Genomic DNA, 23,431 nt, shown 5'->3' with positions numbered 1-23,431 from the left:
ATGATTTATAGGTTCCCGTTGCGTGACGTCAAAGACATGCTGCTCAATCAAATCGGTAACAACTTTTTTAAGTCAATTGATGATGAGCGCCTGATTACCAAGCATATGGAGCGAACGCTCGAGAGGCTGGAGCGCAATATCTCTGCTAATGACAATAAGTACTACTGGAGACTTAATGCGGCGGGGGAGCGTGAGGCATACTTCGATCCTCTGCATACTTGCCATTGGATGCTGTTTCTGTACCTGACGGCTAACACTATTTTCCGAGAAGAAAAAGAAAATCCCACTGCAGCACGTATTGTTTGCGACAAGATCTACGGTCAAATGAAGACGGTTTCGGGTTGCGACTTGTATTACGAAGTTGAACTGCCTGAGACTTTCACCTTCGATCATCCGACCGGCTCCTTCATGGGCCGAGCAACCTACGGAGACGGCTTCTCGTTTACTCAGGGGTGTACGGTCGGCAATATTAACGAAGTCTACCCGGTCATCGGCCGTGACGTGCAAATGTGTACCGGTAGCAAGGTGTTGGGCAATTCTCACATCGGTGACGGTTGCCTGATTGGAGAAGGTGCCGTCGTAAGGGATGAGGATGTGCCTGCCGGGTCCGTTGTCTACGGTAAAACTCCGAATCTGAAGATTATGCCCAGAAACTAATAGTACTGTTCAACAGGAGGTTTGACATGAAGGAACTCGCAATAAACGGCGGCGAACCCACTAGTCTCAAGGTTTTGGGCTATGGACACCAGGATATCAACGAGGACGACATTAAGGCAGTGGAAGATTGCCTGCGCGGTGACTATCTGACCTGCGGTCCCGCGACCGAAGCCTTCGAAGAGTCCATTAAGGCTGCCACAGGGGCTAAATTTGTAACTGCCGTGGCTAACGGCACTGCGGCTCTGCACGTAGCATGTCTTGCCGCAGGCATTAAACCCGGTGATGAAGTGATAGTATCTCCTATCACTTTTGCCGCATCGGCTAACTGCGTGCGCTACTGTGGTGCTACGCCTGTGTTTGCGGATATTGATCCGAAGACCTGGAATATCGATCCAGCTTCAATCCGTGAGAAGCTTTCCGCCAAAACGAAAGCAATTGTGGCTGTTGACTTTGGCGGTGTTCACGTTGCTTCTGATGAGATTCGCAAGATTTGCGATGAGAACGGTCTGACCTTCATTGAGGACGCAGCCCATGCAATGGGCACGTTCCACAATGGCCGCGCAGTGGGTGCTATCGCTGATATCACTACTTTTAGCTTCCATCCGGTGAAGACCATCACTACTGGTGAAGGCGGCGCCGTAGCAACGAATGATCCCGAGCTGGGTAAGATGATCGAGCTTTACGCCAAACACGGCATTACGCGCAACCACGATATGATGCGCGAGACGGACCAGGGCGGTTGGTACTATGAGCAGCTAGTCTTGGGCTACAACTACCGCATTAGTGACATTGAGGCATCTCTTGGCGTAAGCCAGATGAAGCGACTAGACCAGTTCGGCTCTCGCCGTAAGGAGCTCGTTGCCTTCTATAACGAGCAGTTCTCCAAGATCCCGGAGGTGCAGTTCCAAATGGATGCCTCTCCTGAAGATACCGTGCGCCACCTCTATTGCCTAAAGTTTGACACGGAAGCACTTGGCGTAAACCGTCGTTGGATCTTCGATGCTTTGCGTGCTGAGAACTTGGGTGTCAATGTTCACTACCTGCCTGTTTACCTATTACCATACTACAAGGACCTGGGACACGGCCGCGGCGACTGTCCTAATGCCGAGGATTACTATGATCACTGTGTAACGCTTCCGCTGCACTGCGGACTCTCCAATGAGGATGCGCAACTCGTTGTTGACGCGGTTACCAAGGTCGTTGAGTGGTGCCGTGCCAATAGGGGTGCGAAATAATGCCCTCTAGTGTTTGCATCATTACTGCCCGCGGTGGCTCGAAGCGAATACCGCGCAAGAATGTCCGCGATTTCTGTGGCAAGCCCATGCTGGCGTACTCGGTCGAGACTGCGGTTACGAGCGGCATCTTCGACGTCGTGATGGTCTCGACCGACGACGACGAGATTGCCGACGTGGCTAGGAAATACGGGGCCGAGGTTCCCTTCATGCGCAGCGAGGCTACGAGCAACGACTACGCCACGACGGCGGATGTGTTGCGCGAAATACTCTCCGAGTACGCCAAACGCGGCATCGAGTTTGATAGAATGTGTTGCTTGTACCCGACGGCACCCTTCGTCCAGGTCTCCGAGCTCATGGAGGCCTCCGAGATGATTGAAGCGGGGGCCTCATCCGTAATCCCTGTTACCTCATTCGATTTCCCGCCTCTGCGCGGCTTCAGGGTGGGTGAGGACGGCTCGCTCGAGTACGCCTTCCCCGAGTACGCACAGACCCGCAGCCAGGACCTCCCCGAGATGGTTCACGACTGCGGGAGGTTTTACTTCGCGAAGGTCGCGTCTTACTACGAGACCGGCAGCTTCATCACCAATAATACGAGATTTCTGCGCATACCCAGCAGGCTCGTACAGGACATCGACACTCCCGAGGATTGGGAGCTGGCCGAGCAGAAATATCGAGCCATGACCCAGGAGGACTAGACAATGAGACTATTCGAGACCATAAAGCGCGGCGACGTCTACTTCATTGCTGAGATGAGCGGCAACCACGGCGGGAGCGTCGACAAGGCAATGGAAATCGTCCGCTCCGCCGCTGAGGCAGGCGCGGATTGTCTGAAGCTTCAAACCTACACCGCCGACACTATTACCATTGACTGCGACTCGCCCGACTTCCAGACGACGCCTGGCGGGCTGTGGGAGGGTAGGACGCTCTACGACCTCTATGAGGAGGCGCACACCCCCTGGGAATGGCAGGCCGAGATTAAAGAGGAGTGCGAACGCTTAGGCATGGACTTCCTGTCCTCCGTCTTCGATCCGACCTCCGTTGACTTCCTCGAGTCCATCGGCTGCGAGATGTACAAGATTGCTTCGCCTGAGCTAGTCGACGTGCCACTTATCCGTTACACCGCCTCAAAGGGCAAGCCTATGGTCATTTCCTGCGGGATGGGTACCGCGGACGAAATCGCCGTCGCCGTTAACGCCTGCCGCTCTGTAGGCAACGACCGCATCGTGCTGCTGAAGTGCACGAGCGAGTACCCCGCCGTCTACGAGGACATGAACATTGCCACCATGACCGACATGCGCGACCGGTTCGGGTGCGCCGTTGGCCTTTCTGATCACTCCATGGGCTGGGGTGTCGACGTGGCTGCGGCCACGCTGGGAGCGAGCGTCATAGAGAAGCACTACTGCATCTCCCGCGAGCAGAAAACTGTGGACTCGGAGTTCTCAATGGAGCCCGCCGAGTTCAAGGCGATGATCCGCGACGTTCGACGCGCGAAGGCATCCATCGGCCATGTCACCTACGAGCGCACTGAGAAGGAGGAGAAGGGCCTTCCCGGCCGTCGCTCCCTCTACGCGGTGAAGGACATCGCGCGCGGCGAGGCTTTCACCAACGAGAACGTGCGGAGCATCAGACCTGCCTATGGAGTGGCACCCAAGCACCTGGACGCGCTTCTCGGCCACGCAGCGCAGCGCGACATTAAGTTCGGAGAGCCCATCATCCAGGCCGATCTGGAGAGCTTGTAGCGGGCGAGCTGAGGGAAAGGAGAACGGTTTGACCAAGAAATGTCTTGTCATAGGTGCCTCGAGCTTCATTGGTGCCTATGTCGTGGATGCACTACTCGACGCTGGTTACGAAGTAGTCGGCACGGGCAGGAACCGGCGATTCACGGACCACTACCGAAAGCTTGGCGTCGAGTACATACCCCTCGACCTCGATGACCCATCTGGCATCGGTGCCCTCCCCACCGACTTCGATTTCGTCGCCCATCTGGCGGGAAGGCTGCCAGCAAACTCGGCCTTCGACCTTTCCACTGAGGACGACGCCGCTGAATATATCAGGACGAACGTCCTGGGGACCGCCTTGCTCCTCGAGTGGGCGCGCAAGAACGGCGTGCGCCGGATCGTTTCCACCACTTCCTACGCAGACGTCCAGAACAGCTGGAGCGCTTCGGAGCCCGTGCGCGAGGACTGGCCGCGGAACTTTAGGCTGGACGGCGACCACGCCGCCTACGTTATCTCGAAGAATGCCTCCGCGGACCTGCTTTTCTACTACAACGAGCAGTACGGCATGAGAAACTGTGTCTTCAGGCTCCCCCCAGTTTACGGCTGTGGTCCTCACGGCTCGCTCAGGGTCAACGGCGCTGTCAAGAAGTCGGGCATTGGCCTTTTCGTTGACAAGGCGAAGGTAGGCGAGGACATAACCGTATTCGGCGATGCTGACGCGGCGGTCAGAGATATCGTCTACGTCAAGGATGTCGCGCAAGCATTTATAAAAGCGGGAGAAAGCGAGTCAGCCTCTGGCCTATACAACATCGGCTCGGGGCGCGCGGTTTCCCTCCGCGAGCAGGCTGAGGCGATAGCCGACGTCTTTTCGGGAGCCGCTGGCACCTCCGAGGTCTGCGTCGACGAAACCAGGCCGAACGGCATCCAGCCTTACTCGTTCGACATCTCCCGCGCGGCGTGCGATTTCGGCTATGCTCCTGCTTTTGCCGATTTCCGCGATTTGATGGCAGACTGGAAGGTTGAGGAGGAGAGAGGCGTGATGCCCACGCTGTTTGATGCTACCCATAAACCGAGCGGGGGTCTCCTAGACTAGGGGTCGCACCGGGCACCCTCTCTTTTAATCCTCGTGCTTAGAAAAAGCGGCGGGATGCATATGGAATGCTACATCCAGCTCCCCTTCGGAAGAGTTTCGCTCTGGCGATTTGTCTCCTATGACGTCGCGAGGACCTATGATTGGGTTTCGGACCTCTGGTATACGGGCGATTTTACTGGGTCTGCAGTGCCGAATCCTGGGGCGCACCGCAGGTATTTCGAGAACGACTTGGTGGATCACAGACAGGTTTCCTTCGCGGTTTGCGTTGGCGAGTTCTTTATCGGCAGCGCCGTCCTTAAGTACTTCGAAGGCGATTCCTGTGAGTGCTTGTATTACATTGTGAATGAGTTACAGCGTGGCAAGGGCTACGCCAAGGAGATCGTTAACCTTCTCTGCCGCGTAGCGTTCTCTATCGAGGGCGTGGTTCGCATTAAAGCCAGCGTACTTAAATCGAACCCCAAAAGCTCGAAGGCTCTTCTTTCGAACGGATTCAACGAACGCGGGAAGTTCGTCGACGAGAAGAGGGTTTCATAATGTATGAGAAACGAAATTGGTAAGATGAAAATGGTGAACACTTCACGAAGGAAAGTCTTAATACGCACTGACGCCAACGCGGTGATTGCGGGAGGCCACGTCATGCGTTGCCTTTCCGTGGCCGACGCACTCGCGGGCCTTGGCGCTGATGTCTCATTCGTCCTTTCGGATGGCAACTCCGTCCAGCTCATAGAGTCCCGGGGCTTCGCAACGTCCGTTCTCGGGTCCAACTGGAGAGATATCGGAGATGGGGCCGATGAGCTTTGTCGTCTCTGCGACGACGCCGAACTTCCAATCGTCCTTGTTGACACCTACTCGGTGTCTAGGGAATTCGTCGACTGCCTCGCTCAGCACGCCAAGGTATGCTATCTCGGCAGCAAAGACGGAGATCTCGGCAAACTTTCCCTTATCATTAATTACTCGACTTGTATCGATGAGGCATTCTATGAGGAAACATATGGTGATCGTGGGACGAAACTCCTTTTCGGTCCCAAATACGCACCGCTTAGACCATGCTTCGCCAGTGCATATCGTGAATGCAGCGCCGAGATTGAACACGTTCTCGTGACTACGGGAAACACGGATCCTCAGGGCTTTCTCCCTACTTTCTTAGGTGTGGCTCTTTCCGATAAGCGTCTTTCCAACATCACCTTCACAGCGGTAGTAGGCAGAATGGTCTCTGACGATGTCGCTGCAAAGGTTGAGCTCATTGAATCGAGAAGCTCTAGGGTTAAGATGCTTCGCGCCGTCACTGATATGGCTGGGCTGATGGGTCAATGTGATGCCGCCGTCTCTGCAAATGGCACGACGGTGTACGAGCTTTTCGCTGCAGGTCTTCCCTCTGTAACTTTTGCGATGGTTGAGGAACAGGTGCAGAGCGCTGAGTCTCTCGCGAAACTAGGGGCTGTGGAATACTGCGGACTCATGGGCAACGAGCCGCACGCCACCGCAATTGAAAGCGTTAATCGGCTCGAGGATCTCGTCGCGTCTCATGACAGGGCCGTAGCCCTCGCGACTCGCGCACACGCTCTCGTAGACGGCTACGGCGCAAATAAGATAGCTAAGGAGATACTCTCGCTATGACAAACGTAGATCAACGCAGGACAGTAGTGATGCTCGGCGGAAGTAGGCTGCAGGTACCCGCCATCATGGCGGCACAGAGGCTTGGATTCCGCGTCGTATGTGCCGATTATGACCCCGATGCGGTGGGCTTTAAAGTCGCCGACGTCTCATCGCTTACGAGCACGCTCGACGTCGAAGCTGTGGAAGCACTCGCTCGCGAGGAACAGGCAGACTTCGTGATTACATCTACGAGTGACGCTCCCGTAAGGGTAGCGGCCGTCGTCTCCGAGAGGCTCGGGCTTCCCACCGGCATATCATCAACTGACGCAGTGTGCGCCACACAAAAGGATGCCATGCGGAGAAGGCTCGCCGATCACGGCGTGCCCATGCCCGAGTTCGAAGTGTGCAACAGCGCTGATGAGTTCGGACGCGCCCTGGAGCGCTTCGGTTACGACTGCATCGCGAAACCCGCGGACTCCGCCGCTAGCCGCGGCGTAAAGCTCATTACTCCCGAGGACCGCGCGACGTCAGCGACTGAGCTCTTCGACCTCTTCCGCAGCTTCTCCCGTAAGGGAACTGTAATGGTCGAGCAGCGAGTCACCGGTCGGGAGGTGAGTGTGGAAGGCATGACGGTTGATGGCAAGACGACCATTCTAACCATCACCGATAAGCTAACAACTGAGCCGCCCTTCTTTGTCGAGCTTGGCCATTCTGAGCCCTCAAGACTTCCAATCGAGGCTCAAGAAGCCATTCGCGAAGTTGCGAAAAAGACCATCGATGCCATCGGCATCGTGACTGGACCTTCGCATACGGAGATCATGCTCACCGACGAGGGTCCGAAGGTTATCGAGATGGCTGCACGACTTGGAGGCGATTTTATTACTTCCAAACTCGTACCACTGTCGACCGGTCTCGATTTTGTTGAGGGGACCGTGGCCGCAGCTCTTGGACTGCCGTTTGACTTTGAGGTAAAGGCGCATCGTGGGTCGGCAATTCGCTTTATCACTGCGGATCATGCTGGAACGATATCCTCCATTGATGTGGCGGATAATCTCTGCCACACTGAAGGCCTTGAGGAAATCGAGCTATACCTTAAGCCCGGAGATTCTATTGAGACGCCGCACTCAAGTAATGACCGAATCGGACATGTCGTATGCAGCGGCGATAACGCCGATGAAGCTGCGGCACGAGCTGAATGGGCACTTGGACAGATTAAGGTAAACCTGAGCTAGCGCATTTTGGAATTGGTGTTAGGAAAGTATTATGGATGTATCGATTATTGCGCCGTATATCGTTTCGATACTTGCCGCGATAATTTCCGGCTTCAGCTCTTATTTGGTAGCCCACAATAAATCCGCTTCGGAAATTCGAACGCTCAAGGAAGCAAATGAGCATGAAATCGAAAAGCTCATGAAACAGCACGAAGTTGATTTGGACAACTTAAAGGAGACCCATAAGCTTGAGATGGAGAAACTCGAAGCGGAGCATAGATATTCCCTCGAGCTGGCGAACTCCAACGCGCAGAATGAAATGACCAAGCAGCTGATGGGTTCCCTTGTCGGAAATTTGATGGCAGCACCACAAATGCAAGATCTCTTTGCAAGCGCGTTGGCTGATTCAATTAAGAAGGGTAAACAAGAGTAGCAACTAAAACGATAGGACATTTATCGTCTCAATAGTTAATGCTTGCATTTTTGAGGACGGACCGCTTTGTTACTAGCTAACAAAGCGGTCCGTCCTTATTTGTACAGCTTCCAAGATCGCAGAAGAACGACTGTATGACGTCGAGTTGTACCTTCGGGACGATGATGTCGTCCTGGTAACATACTCGGAAGATTCGAACGAGGACGGCGGACTCCATTTCCAAGGGTTTTGCTTTGACATTGGGGGTGTTCGAGATGTCGCCCAGCTCTACATTGACGCCCTTTACGAGCTCGATCGTTACGTATCGAGATTGAGGAACAAGGACTTCGAGTGAGGCGTTCGCCGTAATCTTGTGGTCGCTCTCGTCGAGGTTTATCCAGCTTTTGATTTCGCCCGATGAATTATCTTGCCGCTCACGCAGATTTGCCGATTCGGCGATTGGTGAGGGGTTATCAAGACGCCGCTTTGGGCATTGTTTATAGAATAAGGATGACAGCACGATTTCGAGGATGTTCGCGGGAGATACGAGGGGATTTTGTAATTCTCTTTTATAGCCTTTGCATCAGATTTAGAAACTGCTGGTTAATTCAGATTCGCGCAATCAGCGAGGTTAATTGGAGGTGTTCGTGGTCAAGAACTTCTTTGTCACTTGTGGAGTATGTGGATGCGTGCATCGTGTGCGCGTCCAGGCTGGATTTGTTAATGACTATCCGGTTAGATACTTGTGTCCGCAGTGCCGGAACCGCATCGACGGAGCGGTTCGCCTTGACCCGAGCTGCGCTTTGATTGATTTTAAGCTCGACCCTGGCACGGTTGCCTCCATGGGTGGAAATTTAGATTGCGCCCGAGTTATGGTGGAGTTATCTGGTGAGCTTCCGTCATATAAAATATCTGTAGAACATCGTGCCTGCATGACAAGCCCCTTTATCAGAGCCTCTGAGCTGATTCCATTTGATGAACTCAGCGAGTACGTGAGTAATATGGTTTATTGTCTTCATTATTACCGCGAAGACTGGCCTACCCTGAGGACCGCTCTTCAACTGTATTGCGATGGGCATGACGATTATGCGGATAAGGTTCTTTCGGAATTCGAGCGCAAACTGTTAGGCGAGGACAATCGACACTATTCCTTGCTGAGCCGAATCGCGAGAATGTCTTGGCTCGGTCTCCCCATGATTGCGGGAAGCGACGCGCATGAGCGCGCTGTTGAATGTGAAAAACTCGTTTCTTGTCTAGAGGCAGAGGCGCTTTCCGGCCTAGCAGGTTACTACCTCAAAACCGATATGACTGCCAAGTCGCTGCTTGCTGAAATCAACGAAGTTCTGGATTCCGTAGCCGGATCATTTCCGGTTCTCCTCAACGGTTTTACTTTTCTTATGGCGGGAGACGCCTATGACTTGGAAAAGTACGGTACGTTCTGCTGCACTCCTAGTGATATTGAGAAGCTTTATTGTCGGGAATATGAGCTTATTGGCAGCCTGCTTGTTCTGTTTATCGGGCTCGACAACATCGAATGTAACGGGGCGTTCGATGTCATGCCCAAAGGCGTAGATCTAGGTGCAAAGTCGTTCGACAAACTTTCTGTAGCCCCTAAGGCAAAGCGATTCAACGCTGTCGGTACGGGCTCATTTACTGGCCATATCAAGCAGTGTTGGAATCCGGTTCTGCGCAATGCATTTAGTCATAATCGGACGGATTTCGACTGCGCGACTCAAGTCATTCGCACTTTGCGTGAGGATGGGACCAACGATTCTCGAGGCAACACCTATTTGCTTGAAATGGTTCGCGATTGCATTTTGATGGCTCGGGAAATTATGGTATTTCGTGGTGTCTTATTCCATTTCATTGGAAGTGGGCTGTGGTAAGGATTGGACTTAACGCCGATGTGCATGCACGGCGTAAATCGTGGTGCACATGTGCGTCAATCATCGAGCTGTGGGTGTGAAAGCGATATGCCAGCGACGGTCATCTCTGGCCATCTCCGCGTTTGCACTCGCAAGGCAAGGATTAAGGTGCGCCGCCCTAATTGGCATTGGAGCGTCGACGACCGCGTCTATAAATTTTGATGAACAGTGATATGGACTCATTGTTATAGCTAGGAGCCAAACATGGAAGCACCCGCCGTTCTCTATCATTATGCAAGCCTAGATACGCTGGCCTTGATTCTGCATAATCGAACTATCAGGTTCAGCCGGTTAGATAAGGTTGACGACCCACAAGAACAGCGTTCAGCAGACTCTCAAAATCTTGGAAAAATGAAGCTCGTCAGTTGTTGGACCTCTTCTGATGAGGAAAGCATCCCCATGTGGCGCGAGTATGCTGGAGCTGAATGTGGAGTAAGAATCCAAATGAAGAGTCATCCGTTTAAGCGGTACTCTGTGTCTACCGAAAGCCTAAGTAAGCTATCTAGTGACGCAGTTTTGAATACTCCTGGTGGCAAGTTTGATGGACTTCAATTGCCGCTCGAAGACTTTTGGGATAAAAAATATCATTTTAAAGAAATGGCCCGAAGCGTTGAGATGCTTCATGAAGTCCAGTATACGAACGATAAGTCGCTTCTGTTTCCAAAGTTGATCCGTAACTTCGAAAACGGCTGGATAGAAGCCGATTTAAACACACTTGGGATTCACAAAGCTACTGCCTGGTCATACCAAAACGAATGGCGATATGTTTTGACGGCAGTTCCTGTGGGCATCGCCTCTGTAATCAAGGGTGATGTTGAAGCAGTTAAGAGGGCCACTGAGGTCATACTTGATAGATGCGATCCCGAAATTCCTTCCTTTTACGATTTGATTATCTCAGACGAAGCATTTTCTTCGATGAAGATCGTCGCTTCCCCAAAGATGACGCCGGGGAACCGATTAATTCTGGATGAATTAGTGCAGAAATACGCACCTGGCATTGATGTTGCAGAAAGCTCGATTGAGTTGGTTTAAATAGGCAGCAATATGATGCCGGAGGTTCCCATGTGTTGTCTGCGAATTCATGGTGGGGGAGCCGATACTCTTCTAATCCAATGCGCAAATAATCAGATCGCACTTTTGGACAGCTCTAGAAGTTCTTACTGATAACTGCATATCCGCAATAAGGGAAGGGCTGACAAGTGGCTGCCGATATGCCCCTTCTTATTAAAGCCAATTTGCTACTTATTAAGGGTCTAAATAATTACTGCCCACCCGAACTTATCGTCCTTGACTATTAAACATGGTTATACTGCAAGGAGTATTCTTGTTTGTTCTTTTGGAGCTCGGCATATGCAATTTAATTATTCCGCGCTTGATAGCTATGAGTTTGAGTTGCTCAGTCGTGATGTCGCCGAAAAGCTTATGCATATTAAGCTGTCCTGCTATACCGAGGGCAGGGATGGCGGGATAGATGCCTCCGATTTTTATTTCTGTGGTTCTCATGCCTGTCCATCGGTTGTCGTTCAAGCCAAGCATTGGACTCAGCATGTGCGTTATTCCAGGCTTGAATCAACTTTATTAGCTTTGATTAAACAGCTAGACTCTCGCGGTAATCTTCCCTCCAGATGTTTAATACTTACTGTGGCCTCTGGCGTTACGAGAGAATTCCAACAGCGATTGTTTTCTAAGGCGGAAGCTCTCGGTGTTCAAGATTTCAAACTACTGGATTCCGTTAAGCTTGACCAGCTCCTTTCTGATGAGTCTAATTCAGATATTCTGCGTAATCATTTTAAGCTATGGATTGCTGGGGCCAATGTGCTGCAAAACCTGTACAACAGGTCATTCTTTGTAGGCTGTGATTTGTATCTTGCTAATATCGATGAACGCAAATCCTTATTTGTCCAAACCGCTCTATTTAACAGGGCGGTCAATATTCTCGAATCAAACCCCTGTCTAATCATCACCGGCGATCCGGGTACGGGCAAAACCACACTTACACAAATGCTCGCCCTTCAAATGTCCGCAGCTGGTTATCGCGTTCTCTATTCTTCATGCTATGAATTGGAGGGCGTAATTAGCGCATCTTCGCCCGATTCCAACCTACCGGAACTTATTGTACTAGATGATTTCCTTGGACAGATTTTTCTTGATGTCGATTCAAAGTTGCTGCGCCTGATTAGCAGCTTACTTTTTATGGTTAAGAAATCTGACAAGCGAAAGATAATTCTCAATTCACGCATTTCCATTCTCAACGAAGCTGGTAGGAAGGACGATTCTTTTCATCGTTTGATTCGCAAACTTGATGATCAGCTTGTTTTAATAGACACCAGTTCCATGGCCTTATTGGACAAAGCTCGAATACTTCTTTCTAACTTGCGATTCGAAAACGTACCGCAGCCGTACATAGAGGCGCTATCTAAAAAAGTCGATAAAGATAAAGCGGGCTGCGTTAAGATTTGTGAACACGCCAACTATAATCCTCGTGTGATTGAGTATTGTTCTCGCCCGGAATTTATTGAGCAATGTGATTTGAACAATTACTGTTCAGAGATTGTTTCACGTCTTAATAACCCTATTGATATCTGGAAAAACGAATTCGAAGAGCGTCTTGGTGAGGAAGAGAGAGTTCTTGCTTTTCAACTATTTTCGTTTGGAAAGAAATTCGTAAGCCTGTCACATCTAAAAACTGCCTTTAATTCTAGAATCAAACTATCTTATGGGATTGATTGTTCTATCGATTGCTTTGATCGTGCAATCAAGCGCCTTGAGTCGGCCGTAATCAAAACGGTTGTTATCGATGGTGAGCGGCATGTTGCAATGATTAACCCTTCTGTTAATGATTACTGTGCCGCCTTTCTTGCTGGAAATACCCTAGAGTCTACAGCGATAGTGGAATCAGCAATATATGCCGATCAGCTAGAAACCATTTTTAAGGTCAATACAGATAGGTCCGTTATCGACGCATTTAAATTCAGGGCCATTAAAGGCGAGGTTTTAACCCTTAAAGTTGATTGCCCTGGATCTTGGCTTCGTCTATGTCCGGAGCATTATGTTTGTTCTGTATTGCGACAGATTATTGGTCTTCTTATCGATAGTGATTTTGAATGGATTGGATCTCTTCTGAGTGAAATGCTCGATTCAGAAAACACTAAAGCCTGGGAATCTGTTTCGCTTTTGCTGGTTGGCTCAGGTCGGGGTGCTTTCTATAACAGCCCATACTATGCGGAATTGCTATGCTCCTTTTTGAACTTGAGTCATTTAGCGATAGGTACAAGCTATTTAACAGCCTATGACTTATTGGAAGACCTTGAAAGAGCTAAAAAGATACTGAATGTCTCCGATAAAGTTTCTGGACGTCTTTCACTTGCGCTTAAGGCGGAAGCGAATCGTTGGCTTAAAGAATATGTCATAGATTCCGTTGAGAGCTTTGGTAATGGTCGTGATTGGGAATCTGAATATCAACCTTCGATGTTCGACTGTTATATCGAGGATTGGGAAACGTTTGTAAAAAAGAAGATTCACGATGCGATGCTCAAGAATTTAAATCCATATTCGATACTTTATGGTTTTTGTGACGGTTTAGGTGAATTTCTAACGGAAGACATTTCGTTAGACCAGGTAGAGGAAGTAGTTAAAGATTGCGTTTCCGAATTTGTATGGGATTTGAATCTTGAGTATAAAGACGATAGGGAAGACCGCGTTGTCGACACTGCCGACGATTACCGATATGAAATGGCTCAATATCAAAATGATATAAGAGCTGTAGAGAAACTATTCATCGAATCATGTTGATTCGGTCTTGGGTTCTAGTCGGATAATCCAAGCATCTTTATAGAACGGTGCATGCTTCATGTAAGCTCTTGTTGTGAATAGTTGCATGGGCGAGCAGTGGCCGGTCCAAGGCGTGTGCTGTCTGACGACAAAGTCAAACAGCGACAACTTACGAGCGAGCTCCATCAAGGGCGTCATAAAGTGCGTTAAGGGCAAGGGCGTGCCCGTGGTGGTCTACGAGCCCACGCTGGACGCGCCGGAGTTCTTCGACTCCGAAGTGGCCCACGACCTGGAGGCCTTCAAGGCTGGCTGCGACGTGATTGTCGCCAACCGTTGGAGCGAAGAGCTCGCTGACGTGGCGGACAAGGTGTACACGATGGGTCTGTTTAAGCGGGATTAGGGGAGAGACCGCCTGCGCTAGGTAGGGCCTGACCTGCAGCGAAGTCACCTTAGCTGAGGACGGGGCGTATCGGCTAGCGCCGATACGCCCCGTCTTTCGTAGTTATCAGCAATTACAATAACGAATACCGAATGTGCGAGTTCAGCAAGATCAGCATGTAGGGAAGGCATTAGCTGCTAAATATATTGACTCAGCAAACACTTGATCTAGTGCTGCAAATCCAGGAATGACCGATTGGAGAACACGCAATGCAAGCAAAAGAAATCACCGAGGCAATTAAAAAATACATGCAATGTGACACCATTGGCCTTCAAGCTGTAGTTCTGCATGGCGAATGGGGTTCGGGGAAGACGTATTATTGCGAGAACGATCTTAAAGCCGCTCTAAATGATATAGGCGTAAAGACATGTCGCGTGTCGCTATTTGGCGTTTCCGGCTATGATGAGATCTGCAATAGAGTTCTGGCTTCACGACTCCATATTTACGAAAACGCAAAAGATCGCGTTGGCACCGCGATGAACGTTTTTAAGAAAAGTGCAATTGAAGCCGGCACCTCAGCATTAAATAGCAAAATTGCAGATTTAGGAATTCAGATATCAGTAAATTCCGACTTGATGCTGTCTTTAATCGACATGACGAAAGTTCTCGTAATATTGGACGATTGCGAACGCAGTAGCTTCGCCCATGATGACCGTTCATTTCTTGGGTTCGTTAACAATATGGTCGAAAACCATGGCTGGCATGTGATGCTCGTTAGGAATCAGCCCCTGTCTTTTGAGGATGACTGTTCTGTTGAAAAGGCGGTTATACGCCAAATCGAATATGAGCCAGACCTACAGGCGCTTTACCGAGTCATGGTAAAGGACAAGCTGCGCATTCCCAAACATATCGACTTCGAAGTCATGGATGCTATTGCTGAAGGACTGAAGGGATCCCTTGTCAATATAAGGGCTCTATTAAGATCAATTCCGTCTATTAACTGCGCATTAAATACGTCGGTTCTTTTCGATGAAAATATCGATTTTCATGGAAGAGTAAAAGCGTTCTCAGATTTTGTTGGCTATACAGTTCAAGCATCAGCAGGAATAGTTCCTGATGAGCCTAAAGACGCGAAAAAATCAATGAGCATTTTCAATGCGTCTGAACTTCAGGAATATGACAACTATCTTACTTTATCAAGGGCCCTTGCCCCTTTAGCTGAAGGGAAGGATATAAACCCAGAAACTGTTAAGAGTTCATTCAAAAAATTTGTGCTGAAGAAAAACCCCAATTCAGCTGCAGACGTCGAGGCCCAAGAAATGGAATACCATTGGAGCGCTTTGCACTGCTTGGAAGACAGTGAGGTTGAATTGCTGGCGAACAAACTTAAAAACATGCTAGCTAAGGGGCAGTATTCTCAAGAATGGTTCTATAAGATCATTGGGTTTTCACTTAATCTTATTAATCTTGGGTTCTGGGATGAATCATATCGCGAGAAGCTTCTCGATTCGCTTCGGCTCGCCGCAAATCACGACCCCAAGTGCGACGCTGCTGCTTTGAGGCAAGAACGGGATAATTTTAATGATTTTTATGGTACAGATGCCAATCTCATAATGGACAAACTTATAACTGAGGTTGAACAAGATGAAAGGGAGCGAGATTTAAATCGCATCAGTTTTGAGTTTTCTATAGTTGACCAGAACACAGGTAAAACAATCTCCGCGTTTTTTGAAGAAGTCATTAAATCCGAGCACCAAAATAGAATACTGAATGTACCAGCTGAAACTGTGGCCATGTCAACCTATGTAGGAACCGCCGACTCACAAAATTCTCTGCATTCATTTTTTCATACCGGCATGAAGAGATATAGAGACAAGCATAGCCTGAATGAAGCCGTTGGATGGTTAAAAAAGATTGACGCGCAACTTGTCAAAATGGGGTCCAAATCTCGCATGGGCGGACTGAGAACTAAATGGATTCGCAATGACATCAAGGAGGCAATCGAAACGTTGAGCGAAAGGGCGCAGTGCGCATCAACTGAATCTGATGCCGTTATGTGATTACGCCTAGTTGCTCAACGCCTTGCTGATGCCATGCGCTTGTTCAACATATGAGAAGCTTCCTTTCGCCGACTGACAAAACGATTTACACCTAATTATTGGCACTGTTCACGGGCGTTTTCTTTGCTTACGGCCTGATCTCGCTAAACTAATAGCTGCTGCTACCAGGGCATTTTCTGGTGCACATTCTATTGGCTCCTGCGAAGATCGGAGCGGGTATGTTTGCTGCCGAGTCCCACACCAGCCGTCATTACATTGCGATTGTTGCCATGGCCTGCCTATGCGTTTTGCTGGGCGGGCCTTCTTATGCCGCGGGCGCGGAGAGCCTCATCATCGCGGGCGAGACGTACTACGAGCCGGGCGTGTCGGGCCCCGGCTGGGCCTGGACCGATGCCGACCACCTGGAGCTTAACGGCTACGCGGGCGAGGCCATCGGCGCCGAGGGCGACCTGGTGCTGACGCTTACCGGGCAAAACTCCGTGACGGAGTCGCATGCGCCCGATGCGGACATCACGCTGTGCGGCATGGAGGTGTGGGGCAACCTGACGCTTAGCGGCACCGGGACCCTAACGGCGACGGGCTCGCAGTGCGGGATCCACGTTTCGCAGGCGCTCGTGGTGGACGAATGCACCGTCGATGCCCGGGCAGGCGGGGCCGATATAACGGACGAGGCGGTCGCTGGCGTGATCGCAGGCGACATGGCCGTGCGCGGCGGCGGACGCGTCGTTGCCGCGGGCGCCGGGTCCGGAGCGGGCGTGCGCGCCTACGGCGTGTATCTGCAAGATGCGGGCCTTGGCGACGGTGCGGTTGGCTGCCGGCTTTCCGTCGACGCCTCGCGGCTCGATGCGGCCGGTACCGACGGCGGCGTTGCATGCACGGGCGGGTCGCTTGTGTCCGCGCGGTTTGTGACGCCTGTTGGTGGGGCTTTTGGTGCTGGCGGCGTGTTGGATGCCTCCGGTGCGATGGCACCGCATGTGGTGGTTGTGCCCGATGTCGCCACGCCTCCCGCGGGGGAGACCGACGGGCGCGACGTGCCAGGTGGCAGCGTGGACAGGTCTCCCACCGATGCTAACCCCGCTGCCGGAGGGCCCACCACAGGACCCACGGCAAATCCCACGATGAAACCCGCGGCCACGACAACCAAGACAGCAACGACAGTAACCAAGACCACGGTGTCCACGTCCTATAAGCCCAAGACCGCAACCGCCACCGCGACAACTGCGTTACTCCCCAAGACCGGCGACAACAACTGGGTCGCAGCTTCCGTGACGCTTTTCCTGCTTGGTACAATGCTTCTAGCTGCCGCATGTCGTTGTTGAGATAGCTGCCATTTGGAAGAAAGGGACATCCACAAGGCATTGCTATTTGCTTGTTTGCTTATAGGCGCCCAATTATCGAAGGCAGAGGCCATACGGACGCGTCCATGGGCTGAATCGCGGCAACGAGACCCGGGTTGATATACGGGAGAAAAGAATTCAACAATAAGGTGGTGCAGATCACAAACAGCAAAAAGGGCACCGGGACTTATGTCGGCTCCGGTGCCCAAGCGCAATATCGGCAGTACACAGAGCACCGCAATGCAACAATCAGGGTCGAGCGCAAGGCGGATTTAGATCCGCTGAATTCATTTATAGTGCAAGCAGTATGGTCTAACCCCTCTTTTGCGTATATCCGGCTGTTGCGGTCGAGGCCTACGTCCCATGCGTAGAATTGCTTGGTATATAGAATTGCAACACCATTAAGTATTGTGGGGGTTTCTTGTGAAGTGGAACGAATTGGCTGAATTAATATGCGCGTTTATCTCTTTAATTGTGACAGCCATCATTGGCAAGAAACAGTGTTGCCAGAGCAAGCGCATGGAGGAATTCGAGCGTCGCCAGGACGAAAGAGACGAACGCAGACACGCCGAAGGGAATAAGGCGCAGGCAATCGAGTTTATCTCGAAGTATTACTCAGACAGAGGATTAATTCCGCTTTGCGCTGTCGCCGCCATGCACAATGACCTTTTTTATTATTCACGTGAGATGTACCGGAACTTTTGTTGTCTCGTGCCGGAGGTACAGAATCTAATTCTTAAATACTGCAATCTTGACTTGCGGGTCAGGGGAGAGGATGACCTGTTCGTCCGTTGCATCACCGCAGTCGAAGCCGCCCTCCGTGACCGCTTCCCAGAAGACGAACCCGTTCTTTATGATGATGGGAAATACGTGCTTCGCAGCCTCGAAAGGTATGCGGGGGAGAGGCTGCCAGAACCTCGGGTTGACCTTCTTTCTGAGTGCCTGGACTCTTCCTTTCTGCCCCCTGATAGCTGTTCCCCGGGGTACGATTACCTTATCCGTAAGGTCCTTTCCGAGGCCTTCGAATCCAGGGTCGCTTCCTTCGCCCCCATTTCCTATCTGAAAAATGAATATCAATTCGAATCGAGCTCCGAGATTGAGGCCTGCCGATTCGCGTTAACCGTTGCATTCTACGCGGCGACCTACGGCTCTGGTGACGAGGCCAACGATAAGGACTACGGGTGCCCCGGCGGTTTCGATGGCGAGAGAATCGAGACCATGGAAGACCTATTTCTTCTTGCCGTCTTTCAGATGTATACCAGGTTTCTACTTCCGGACGAGGAATAGGAATCGCAACCACGTGTCCGAGCCTTAAATATGTGTTCAAACTTCTTCCCCTATGTCCCCTTTGGGGACAGCCGCCAGCGCAATACCTCAGTGCTATACTCGTTGTCCTAAGGAAGTGATTCATATGTACTTGAGCGATACTAAGATTCAGGAGCTCATCGACAGCAAGGTGCTGCTCAATGCCGATGCTTCGAACATCGGACAGGTTACGTATGACTTGCGCACTGACGGGTTCTACGTTAACGAAAGCAAGCAATCCGAGGTCGAACTTGGCCCTGGAGACTCGACTTTTGTCTCTTGCGTTGAATGTATCGCGCTGCCCAACGATTTGACCGCTAGCGTTCTTTTACGCAATTCGCGCATTCGCCAGGGGCTTTCTTTGGATGCGCCGCTATATTTCCCCGGTCATGGAACACGGCTGTTCTACCGTGTTACAAACGTAAGCGGCAACACGATTGCCCTTGATAAATCTAAGGGTATCGCGCAAGTCGCATTCCAGCGCGTCGAAGGCACGGTTGCTCATCCTTACCATGGAGCCTTTTCCGATGAGCTCAATTTTAATGGGCTTGCCGACTATTCCGACGTCTATGCCGGAGAGCTCAAAAAGGTCGAGGATAAAAAGAACGAAGTCGCCAACATCGAGTCTCGTATCTATGGCAACGTTCTGGCTCTCTTCGCCATTTTTGCCGCGATCTTCACGCTTGTGAACGTTAATGCCGGAGGGGTTTCTTCCGATATAACGACCGTCCGTTTCGTTGCGCTTGATCTGCTGATTATCGGCGGATTCCTGGTCCTTGCGTCCGCAATTGAGGCTTTTCTTGTTAAGGATAAAGAAGATAAGGCGTGGCTTCCGCTCGTGATAGGCATCATATGCATCGCAGCGGCGGTTTTCCTTGCTTTTCGTAAATAGTCAAGTGATCTAAAGGTAAGCAATATGGCTTCCGAGACGGGGTGCCCCGGCCAATGCCGGGGCACCCCTATCTGTTGAGCGGTCTTTTGTTTTTAAATTACATGGCAGCCATAGCAGCCCCAACACATCCTCTATTTAAAAAACGCATGTCGCAAAAGCGTAAAACCGGGGTCTGGTCGACGGGCCTTGGTTTTACTCCGCACTTCGCTTGGATCCGCGACCTCGTTTTCGAAAGCCACTCCCGCGACAAGCTCGTCAAAAAGCAAGGTCGCAATTGCTTTGTGGCGAGCCGGCGACCTGTCGCGCGTATAGAATCTAAGGATCCGCACTCCAGTTATGAAATGGATTGGACACCACACGGAGATCCCCAGCACCCTGTGCAGCAATGTGTACGACTTCGCGTTTTGCCCCGAGCCCTGCTACGACCGCCTGGTCGACCTCGCCGACCCCGAGGACTGGGGCCCCGGCAACCGCATCCTCAAAAACTACCTGTCGTTTTCGTTTAGCCGCGCGGTGTTCCTGACCGAGCGCGACGTGGACCAGACCGCCCCGTCCAACTTGCCGCTGGTGTTCGACGACGTCCGCTGCCTATTCAACACCGGCCTGCACACGCGCCGCTACGAAACCACCTACGGCCTGTTTGAGCCCAACACCAAGCCCGACGCGCACCAGCACTGGTTTTTGAAGGGCTCCTTTAAGGAAAGCGACCCCATGCTAGTCTCGTTTGAGTACCTGCCGTGCCGCGTACGCTTTGCCGAGGACCCTTCCGAGCTGGTCTTTGACCACCGCCTTCCCATCCGCTCCAACATCGATCACATTCTGGGCGACGAGGAGAACCTGACGCGCATTCCTGCCAGCCTGATGGGGGAGGGTAACTCGCTGCTGCTGCGCCGCGCCTTTGAGGGTGCCGTCGTCGAGGCCGCCCGCCGCGCCGCCGCCAACTACACACTCGCCGTGCCGCAGTTCTACGGCGGCCGGATCCAGCTGCTCTTGCCGCTGTGCCTAACCGGCGACAAGCCCGAGCTGGCGCTGACCATCCAGCGCGAGGACGGTTTCTACGCCGCACGCACCTGCCTCACGCTCGACATGGCCTACAACAACGCGCGACTTATCTGCCGTCCCGAGACCTCGTGGATTAAACGATAAAGGGTGGTTTAGCTGCGGTTTTTCAGATTGCTTTGATTGTTTTGGCTTGGCTAGCACCCACGAATTTAAAATCGAGGGCAAAAAGTTCTTGGTAAACCACGCGCGGCTATGTTAGTATCTCTTTTGCCGAAAGGCGACGGGCGATTGGCTCAGGGGTAGAGCATATCCTTCACACGGATGGGGTCACAAGTTCGAATCTTGTATCGCCCACCATCAAAAGCGCAGGTCAGAGGTGTTAAGCCTCTGGCCTTTTTTCATATGATGCCAAATCGAACCGAATTTACCTAAAGCGTTGTATGTTATGCAGTTCACTTTAGTTGTCGTCATCGCACGTTTTGAAAAGTGCATCTGCGTTCATTCATTGAATTCTCTGCGCAATCTATGCGCAATTGTGGAGACAGAGACCACTGGCTCACAGCTCGTACCAGCACGTTCATGTCTATGGCGGATTTTCAATAGATTGCGTCAAGCTTTTGGTCAGTGTTTGGTCAGCTACCCGTACTTACCCGCATGATGCGCCAGTAGATAATCGACCTTGCCCGCAATCCGCACGGCCTACGGCCGATACCAGGGGAGGCGCAAATGGACGATATCGTCTGCGCAAACACTGCATTCCGCTATTGGCGCTGCCCACCGCAGGTGCGCAATCTCTACCCGCGCCTGCCCAACTCCGAAGACGGCTGGCGAGCTCTATCCCAAGCCCCTTTTGTAACCGAAGTCCTCAAGACCCCAATTATCGCTGTTACTTCGCCAGGTTGTTGTAATCACCACTCGGGATTGCGCTCTACTATTCGCTGGGAAGGGGCATCGGATGCCGGCACAACAATCGACACTAATTTAGGCTTTTGTGTCACCAATCCGCTTAACACGTTATTTACTATGACACGCTTTGTATCCCAAATAGATCTCGTACTGGCTATGTACGAACTTTGCGGTTGGTTTTCTGTTTTCGAGCCGGCTCCCGCTGCCGAAATGCAGTTAAAAATGGCGGTAGAGGAGAATCGCAATTCCAGCACGCAGGATCTGTTCGAACTTGGAGAAGGCGAAGACGAGGTTCCTTGGAAACGAGTTTATGCCCGCGCAACCGTTAAGGACCCAGATAATGATAGCCAAACGAGCAAGCGTGAAGATGGAAGAGAGGTTACGAAACTCAAAGGTACTTCTCTCTGGATGAGAAAGCCGCTCATCGAGCTGAGCGACCTGCATCGTTTCGCCGACAAGGTCAAAAGTCAAATGTGGGGAAAGCAGTTTTATGATGCCGCTCAGCAGGTTATCGGCATTGCTGCGTCTCCGCTCGAGGTTGCAGGAATCTTGCTTCTAAACCGTCCGCGGCGTCTTGGCGGCGCTGGCTTCACGAACGTTTATGCCAACGACTTAACTCCTCTTTCCATATCGGCGCAAAGCATCGCAGGTCAAAAGGTCTGCTACGGCGATATCGTGATCGTAAATCCGATTCTTATGAAAGGGGCAATTATCGAAATCCAAGGTGAAGTCATTCATGGTTCAGGTGCAATACTTGACCACGATGCGGAACGCATGACTGCGTTGCAGAGCATGGGATTCGATGTATTCCTGGTGACTCACGATATGCTCAACGATTCAAAGCAGCTAGACACCATAGTCAGAAGTGTCTGCGACCGTTTAGGGATTCGCTATAAAGTCAAAACTGAGGCAATGAAGTGCGCCGAGACGAGACTGCGAGCAAATGTTTTGTGCAACTGGTTGGAAATCGGAATTTAGCCGGCGACAAGGCGCTAGAACTACCTAGTTTGCCTGTTAGTGAATTAATGTCATTTCAAAACTGTGCCGGATTACGGGGCTGGACCCGGACCGGCCGTCCATACCCTGCATTTCACGGAATGCGCAAGTCGCCTACCTGCGATTTTGATTTTACCGATTACGGCATGCTCGGGGGTTCCCGGCCTGGCCCCGTAAACCGGCATGGTTTTGGAATCGCCGGGTCGGCGGGGGCGCGGTCGGCCCCGGTAATGGGCCTGGCGCCGGCAAGACGGCCGTTGGGCGGATGGCGGAACGCGCCGCGACTGCGAAATTTTCCAAAATTGTCCTTGCATCGTGGTCCGAGTTCCCGTATAGTACTTCTTCGCACGGGGGCGTAGCTCAGCTGGGAGAGCGCTTGACTGGCAGTCAAGAGGTCAGGGGTTCGATCCCCCTCGTCTCCACCCGAGCATTGAATGAGGCTCCAACGCAAGTTGGGGCCTTTTTTCATATAGGCACACAAGGTCAAAGGCGGCAGCATGATCCTCCTGGTCGACAAGATCGTGCGTTGAACGGGTGCCGCGCGCATGGTAGTATTTCACATCGTGGTTCAAAGCGTTGGAGGCTGTTCTGCCACCCCAACTGCAAGCGCCACTTTATAAGGGCTCTTGGCGCAACGGTTAGCGCAGGGGACTCATAATCCCTGGGTTCTGGGTTCGAATCCCGGAGGGCCCACCAGGTTTTTCAACAGGTCAGGCAATATGTCTGGGCTGTTTTCTTTTTCATGGCATTAGTTTTCACTTGCAAATAGCCTGCTTGCTCACTTCCGGACGCCCTCGGTCGGCTGCCTGCGATGCCGCCGCCACGAAACCGGCCCATCTACTACGTTTAACCCCGACCCCTCGACCATACCCCGTATTTCGCGAAAACCGCAGGCCGTCTACCTGCGGTTTTATTTCTGCCCGAGACGCCATGGTC

At 51.6% G+C, this 23,431-nt stretch carries 19 protein-coding genes and 3 tRNA genes; all 22 read left to right on the top strand.

The window, feature by feature from the left end; translation table 11 throughout:
• The 22 genes from DW925_RS08270 to DW925_RS08160 all read left to right on the top strand — a co-directional run bounded on the left by DW925_RS08270 (position 1) and on the right by DW925_RS08160 (position 23,191).
• Complete coding sequence (locus DW925_RS08270) at positions 1 to 657, top strand: hypothetical protein (RefSeq protein WP_199577069.1); 657 nt, start codon at positions 1 to 3, stop codon at positions 655 to 657.
• Between the two features lie 26 nt (positions 658 to 683).
• Complete coding sequence (pseC, locus tag DW925_RS08265) at positions 684 to 1,892, top strand: UDP-4-amino-4,6-dideoxy-N-acetyl-beta-L-altrosamine transaminase (RefSeq protein ID WP_117790790.1); 1,209 nt, start codon at positions 684 to 686, stop codon at positions 1,890 to 1,892.
• Positions 1,892 to 2,587, top strand: a complete 696-nt coding sequence (gene pseF / locus DW925_RS08260) for a pseudaminic acid cytidylyltransferase (protein ID WP_117583141.1) — start codon at positions 1,892 to 1,894, stop codon at positions 2,585 to 2,587. The genes pseC and pseF overlap by 1 nt, the downstream gene beginning before the upstream one ends.
• Positions 2,588 to 2,590: 3 nt before the next feature.
• Positions 2,591 to 3,631, top strand: a complete 1,041-nt coding sequence (gene pseI / locus DW925_RS08255) for a pseudaminic acid synthase (protein WP_117583142.1) — start codon at positions 2,591 to 2,593, stop codon at positions 3,629 to 3,631.
• Between the two features lie 28 nt (positions 3,632 to 3,659).
• On the top strand, positions 3,660 to 4,703 hold the full coding sequence (locus DW925_RS08250) for an NAD(P)-dependent oxidoreductase (protein WP_199409665.1): 1,044 nt from the start codon (positions 3,660 to 3,662) through the stop codon (positions 4,701 to 4,703).
• A 60-nt stretch (positions 4,704 to 4,763) separates the two neighbouring features.
• Positions 4,764 to 5,237: a GNAT family N-acetyltransferase gene (locus tag DW925_RS08245; RefSeq protein WP_158551934.1), complete on the top strand. Its 474-nt coding sequence runs from the start codon at positions 4,764 to 4,766 to the stop codon at positions 5,235 to 5,237.
• Between the two features lie 3 nt (positions 5,238 to 5,240).
• Positions 5,241 to 6,320: a PseG/SpsG family protein gene (locus DW925_RS08240; protein ID WP_199409666.1), complete on the top strand. Its 1,080-nt coding sequence runs from the start codon at positions 5,241 to 5,243 to the stop codon at positions 6,318 to 6,320.
• A complete protein-coding gene (locus DW925_RS08235) occupies positions 6,317 to 7,531 on the top strand; it encodes an ATP-grasp domain-containing protein (RefSeq protein WP_117583145.1) in 1,215 nt (404 codons plus the stop codon). The genes DW925_RS08240 and DW925_RS08235 overlap by 4 nt, the downstream gene beginning before the upstream one ends.
• 31 nt (positions 7,532 to 7,562) lie before the next feature.
• Positions 7,563 to 7,943 carry a hypothetical protein gene (locus DW925_RS08230; RefSeq protein ID WP_117583146.1) on the top strand — a complete coding sequence of 127 codons (381 nt, stop codon included), beginning with the start codon at positions 7,563 to 7,565 and terminating at the stop codon, positions 7,941 to 7,943.
• 626 nt (positions 7,944 to 8,569) lie between these two features.
• On the top strand, positions 8,570 to 9,808 hold the full coding sequence (locus DW925_RS08220) for a hypothetical protein (protein ID WP_147330248.1): 1,239 nt from the start codon (positions 8,570 to 8,572) through the stop codon (positions 9,806 to 9,808).
• A 243-nt stretch (positions 9,809 to 10,051) separates the two neighbouring features.
• The gene (locus DW925_RS08215; RefSeq protein ID WP_117583149.1) at positions 10,052 to 10,879 is read left to right on the top strand and encodes a DUF2971 domain-containing protein; all 828 of its coding nucleotides are present in this window, start codon (positions 10,052 to 10,054) and stop codon (positions 10,877 to 10,879) included.
• Between the two features lie 318 nt (positions 10,880 to 11,197).
• On the top strand, positions 11,198 to 13,639 hold the full coding sequence (locus tag DW925_RS08210; RefSeq protein ID WP_117790789.1) for an ATP-binding protein: 2,442 nt from the start codon (positions 11,198 to 11,200) through the stop codon (positions 13,637 to 13,639).
• A gap of 73 nt (positions 13,640 to 13,712) precedes the next feature.
• Complete coding sequence (locus DW925_RS08205) at positions 13,713 to 14,018, top strand: UDP binding domain-containing protein (protein WP_199409667.1); 306 nt, start codon at positions 13,713 to 13,715, stop codon at positions 14,016 to 14,018.
• 248 nt (positions 14,019 to 14,266) lie between these two features.
• Entirely contained in the window at positions 14,267 to 16,057 is a 1,791-nt protein-coding gene (locus tag DW925_RS08200) for a hypothetical protein (RefSeq protein ID WP_117716109.1), read from the top strand.
• 218 nt (positions 16,058 to 16,275) lie between these two features.
• On the top strand, positions 16,276 to 17,376 hold the full coding sequence (locus DW925_RS08195; RefSeq protein WP_117583153.1) for a hypothetical protein: 1,101 nt from the start codon (positions 16,276 to 16,278) through the stop codon (positions 17,374 to 17,376).
• Between the two features lie 441 nt (positions 17,377 to 17,817).
• Positions 17,818 to 18,681, top strand: a complete 864-nt coding sequence (locus DW925_RS08190; protein ID WP_117583154.1) for a hypothetical protein — start codon at positions 17,818 to 17,820, stop codon at positions 18,679 to 18,681.
• Between the two features lie 124 nt (positions 18,682 to 18,805).
• Positions 18,806 to 19,591 (top strand): hypothetical protein, encoded by a 786-nt coding sequence (locus DW925_RS08185; RefSeq protein ID WP_117583155.1) that lies wholly within the window; start codon positions 18,806 to 18,808, stop codon positions 19,589 to 19,591.
• A gap of 336 nt (positions 19,592 to 19,927) precedes the next feature.
• Positions 19,928 to 20,737: a DUF3825 domain-containing protein gene (locus DW925_RS08180; protein ID WP_117583156.1), complete on the top strand. Its 810-nt coding sequence runs from the start codon at positions 19,928 to 19,930 to the stop codon at positions 20,735 to 20,737.
• A gap of 138 nt (positions 20,738 to 20,875) precedes the next feature.
• Positions 20,876 to 20,950: transfer RNA gene (locus tag DW925_RS08175), tRNA-Val, on the top strand.
• A 369-nt stretch (positions 20,951 to 21,319) separates the two neighbouring features.
• On the top strand, positions 21,320 to 22,477 hold the full coding sequence (locus tag DW925_RS08170; protein WP_147330249.1) for a hypothetical protein: 1,158 nt from the start codon (positions 21,320 to 21,322) through the stop codon (positions 22,475 to 22,477).
• Positions 22,478 to 22,844: 367 nt separating this feature from the next.
• Positions 22,845 to 22,917 (top strand) — tRNA-Ala (locus DW925_RS08165).
• A gap of 198 nt (positions 22,918 to 23,115) precedes the next feature.
• Positions 23,116 to 23,191 (top strand) — tRNA-Ile (locus tag DW925_RS08160).
• Positions 23,192 to 23,431 lie beyond the last annotated feature (240 nt).

It is taken from the genome of Collinsella sp. AM43-1 (assembly GCF_003467925.1).
GTDB lineage: Bacteria > Actinomycetota > Coriobacteriia > Coriobacteriales > Coriobacteriaceae > Collinsella.
The sequence above is the reverse complement of the archived record's forward strand: the minus strand, read 5'-3'. Positions and strand labels throughout refer to the sequence as shown.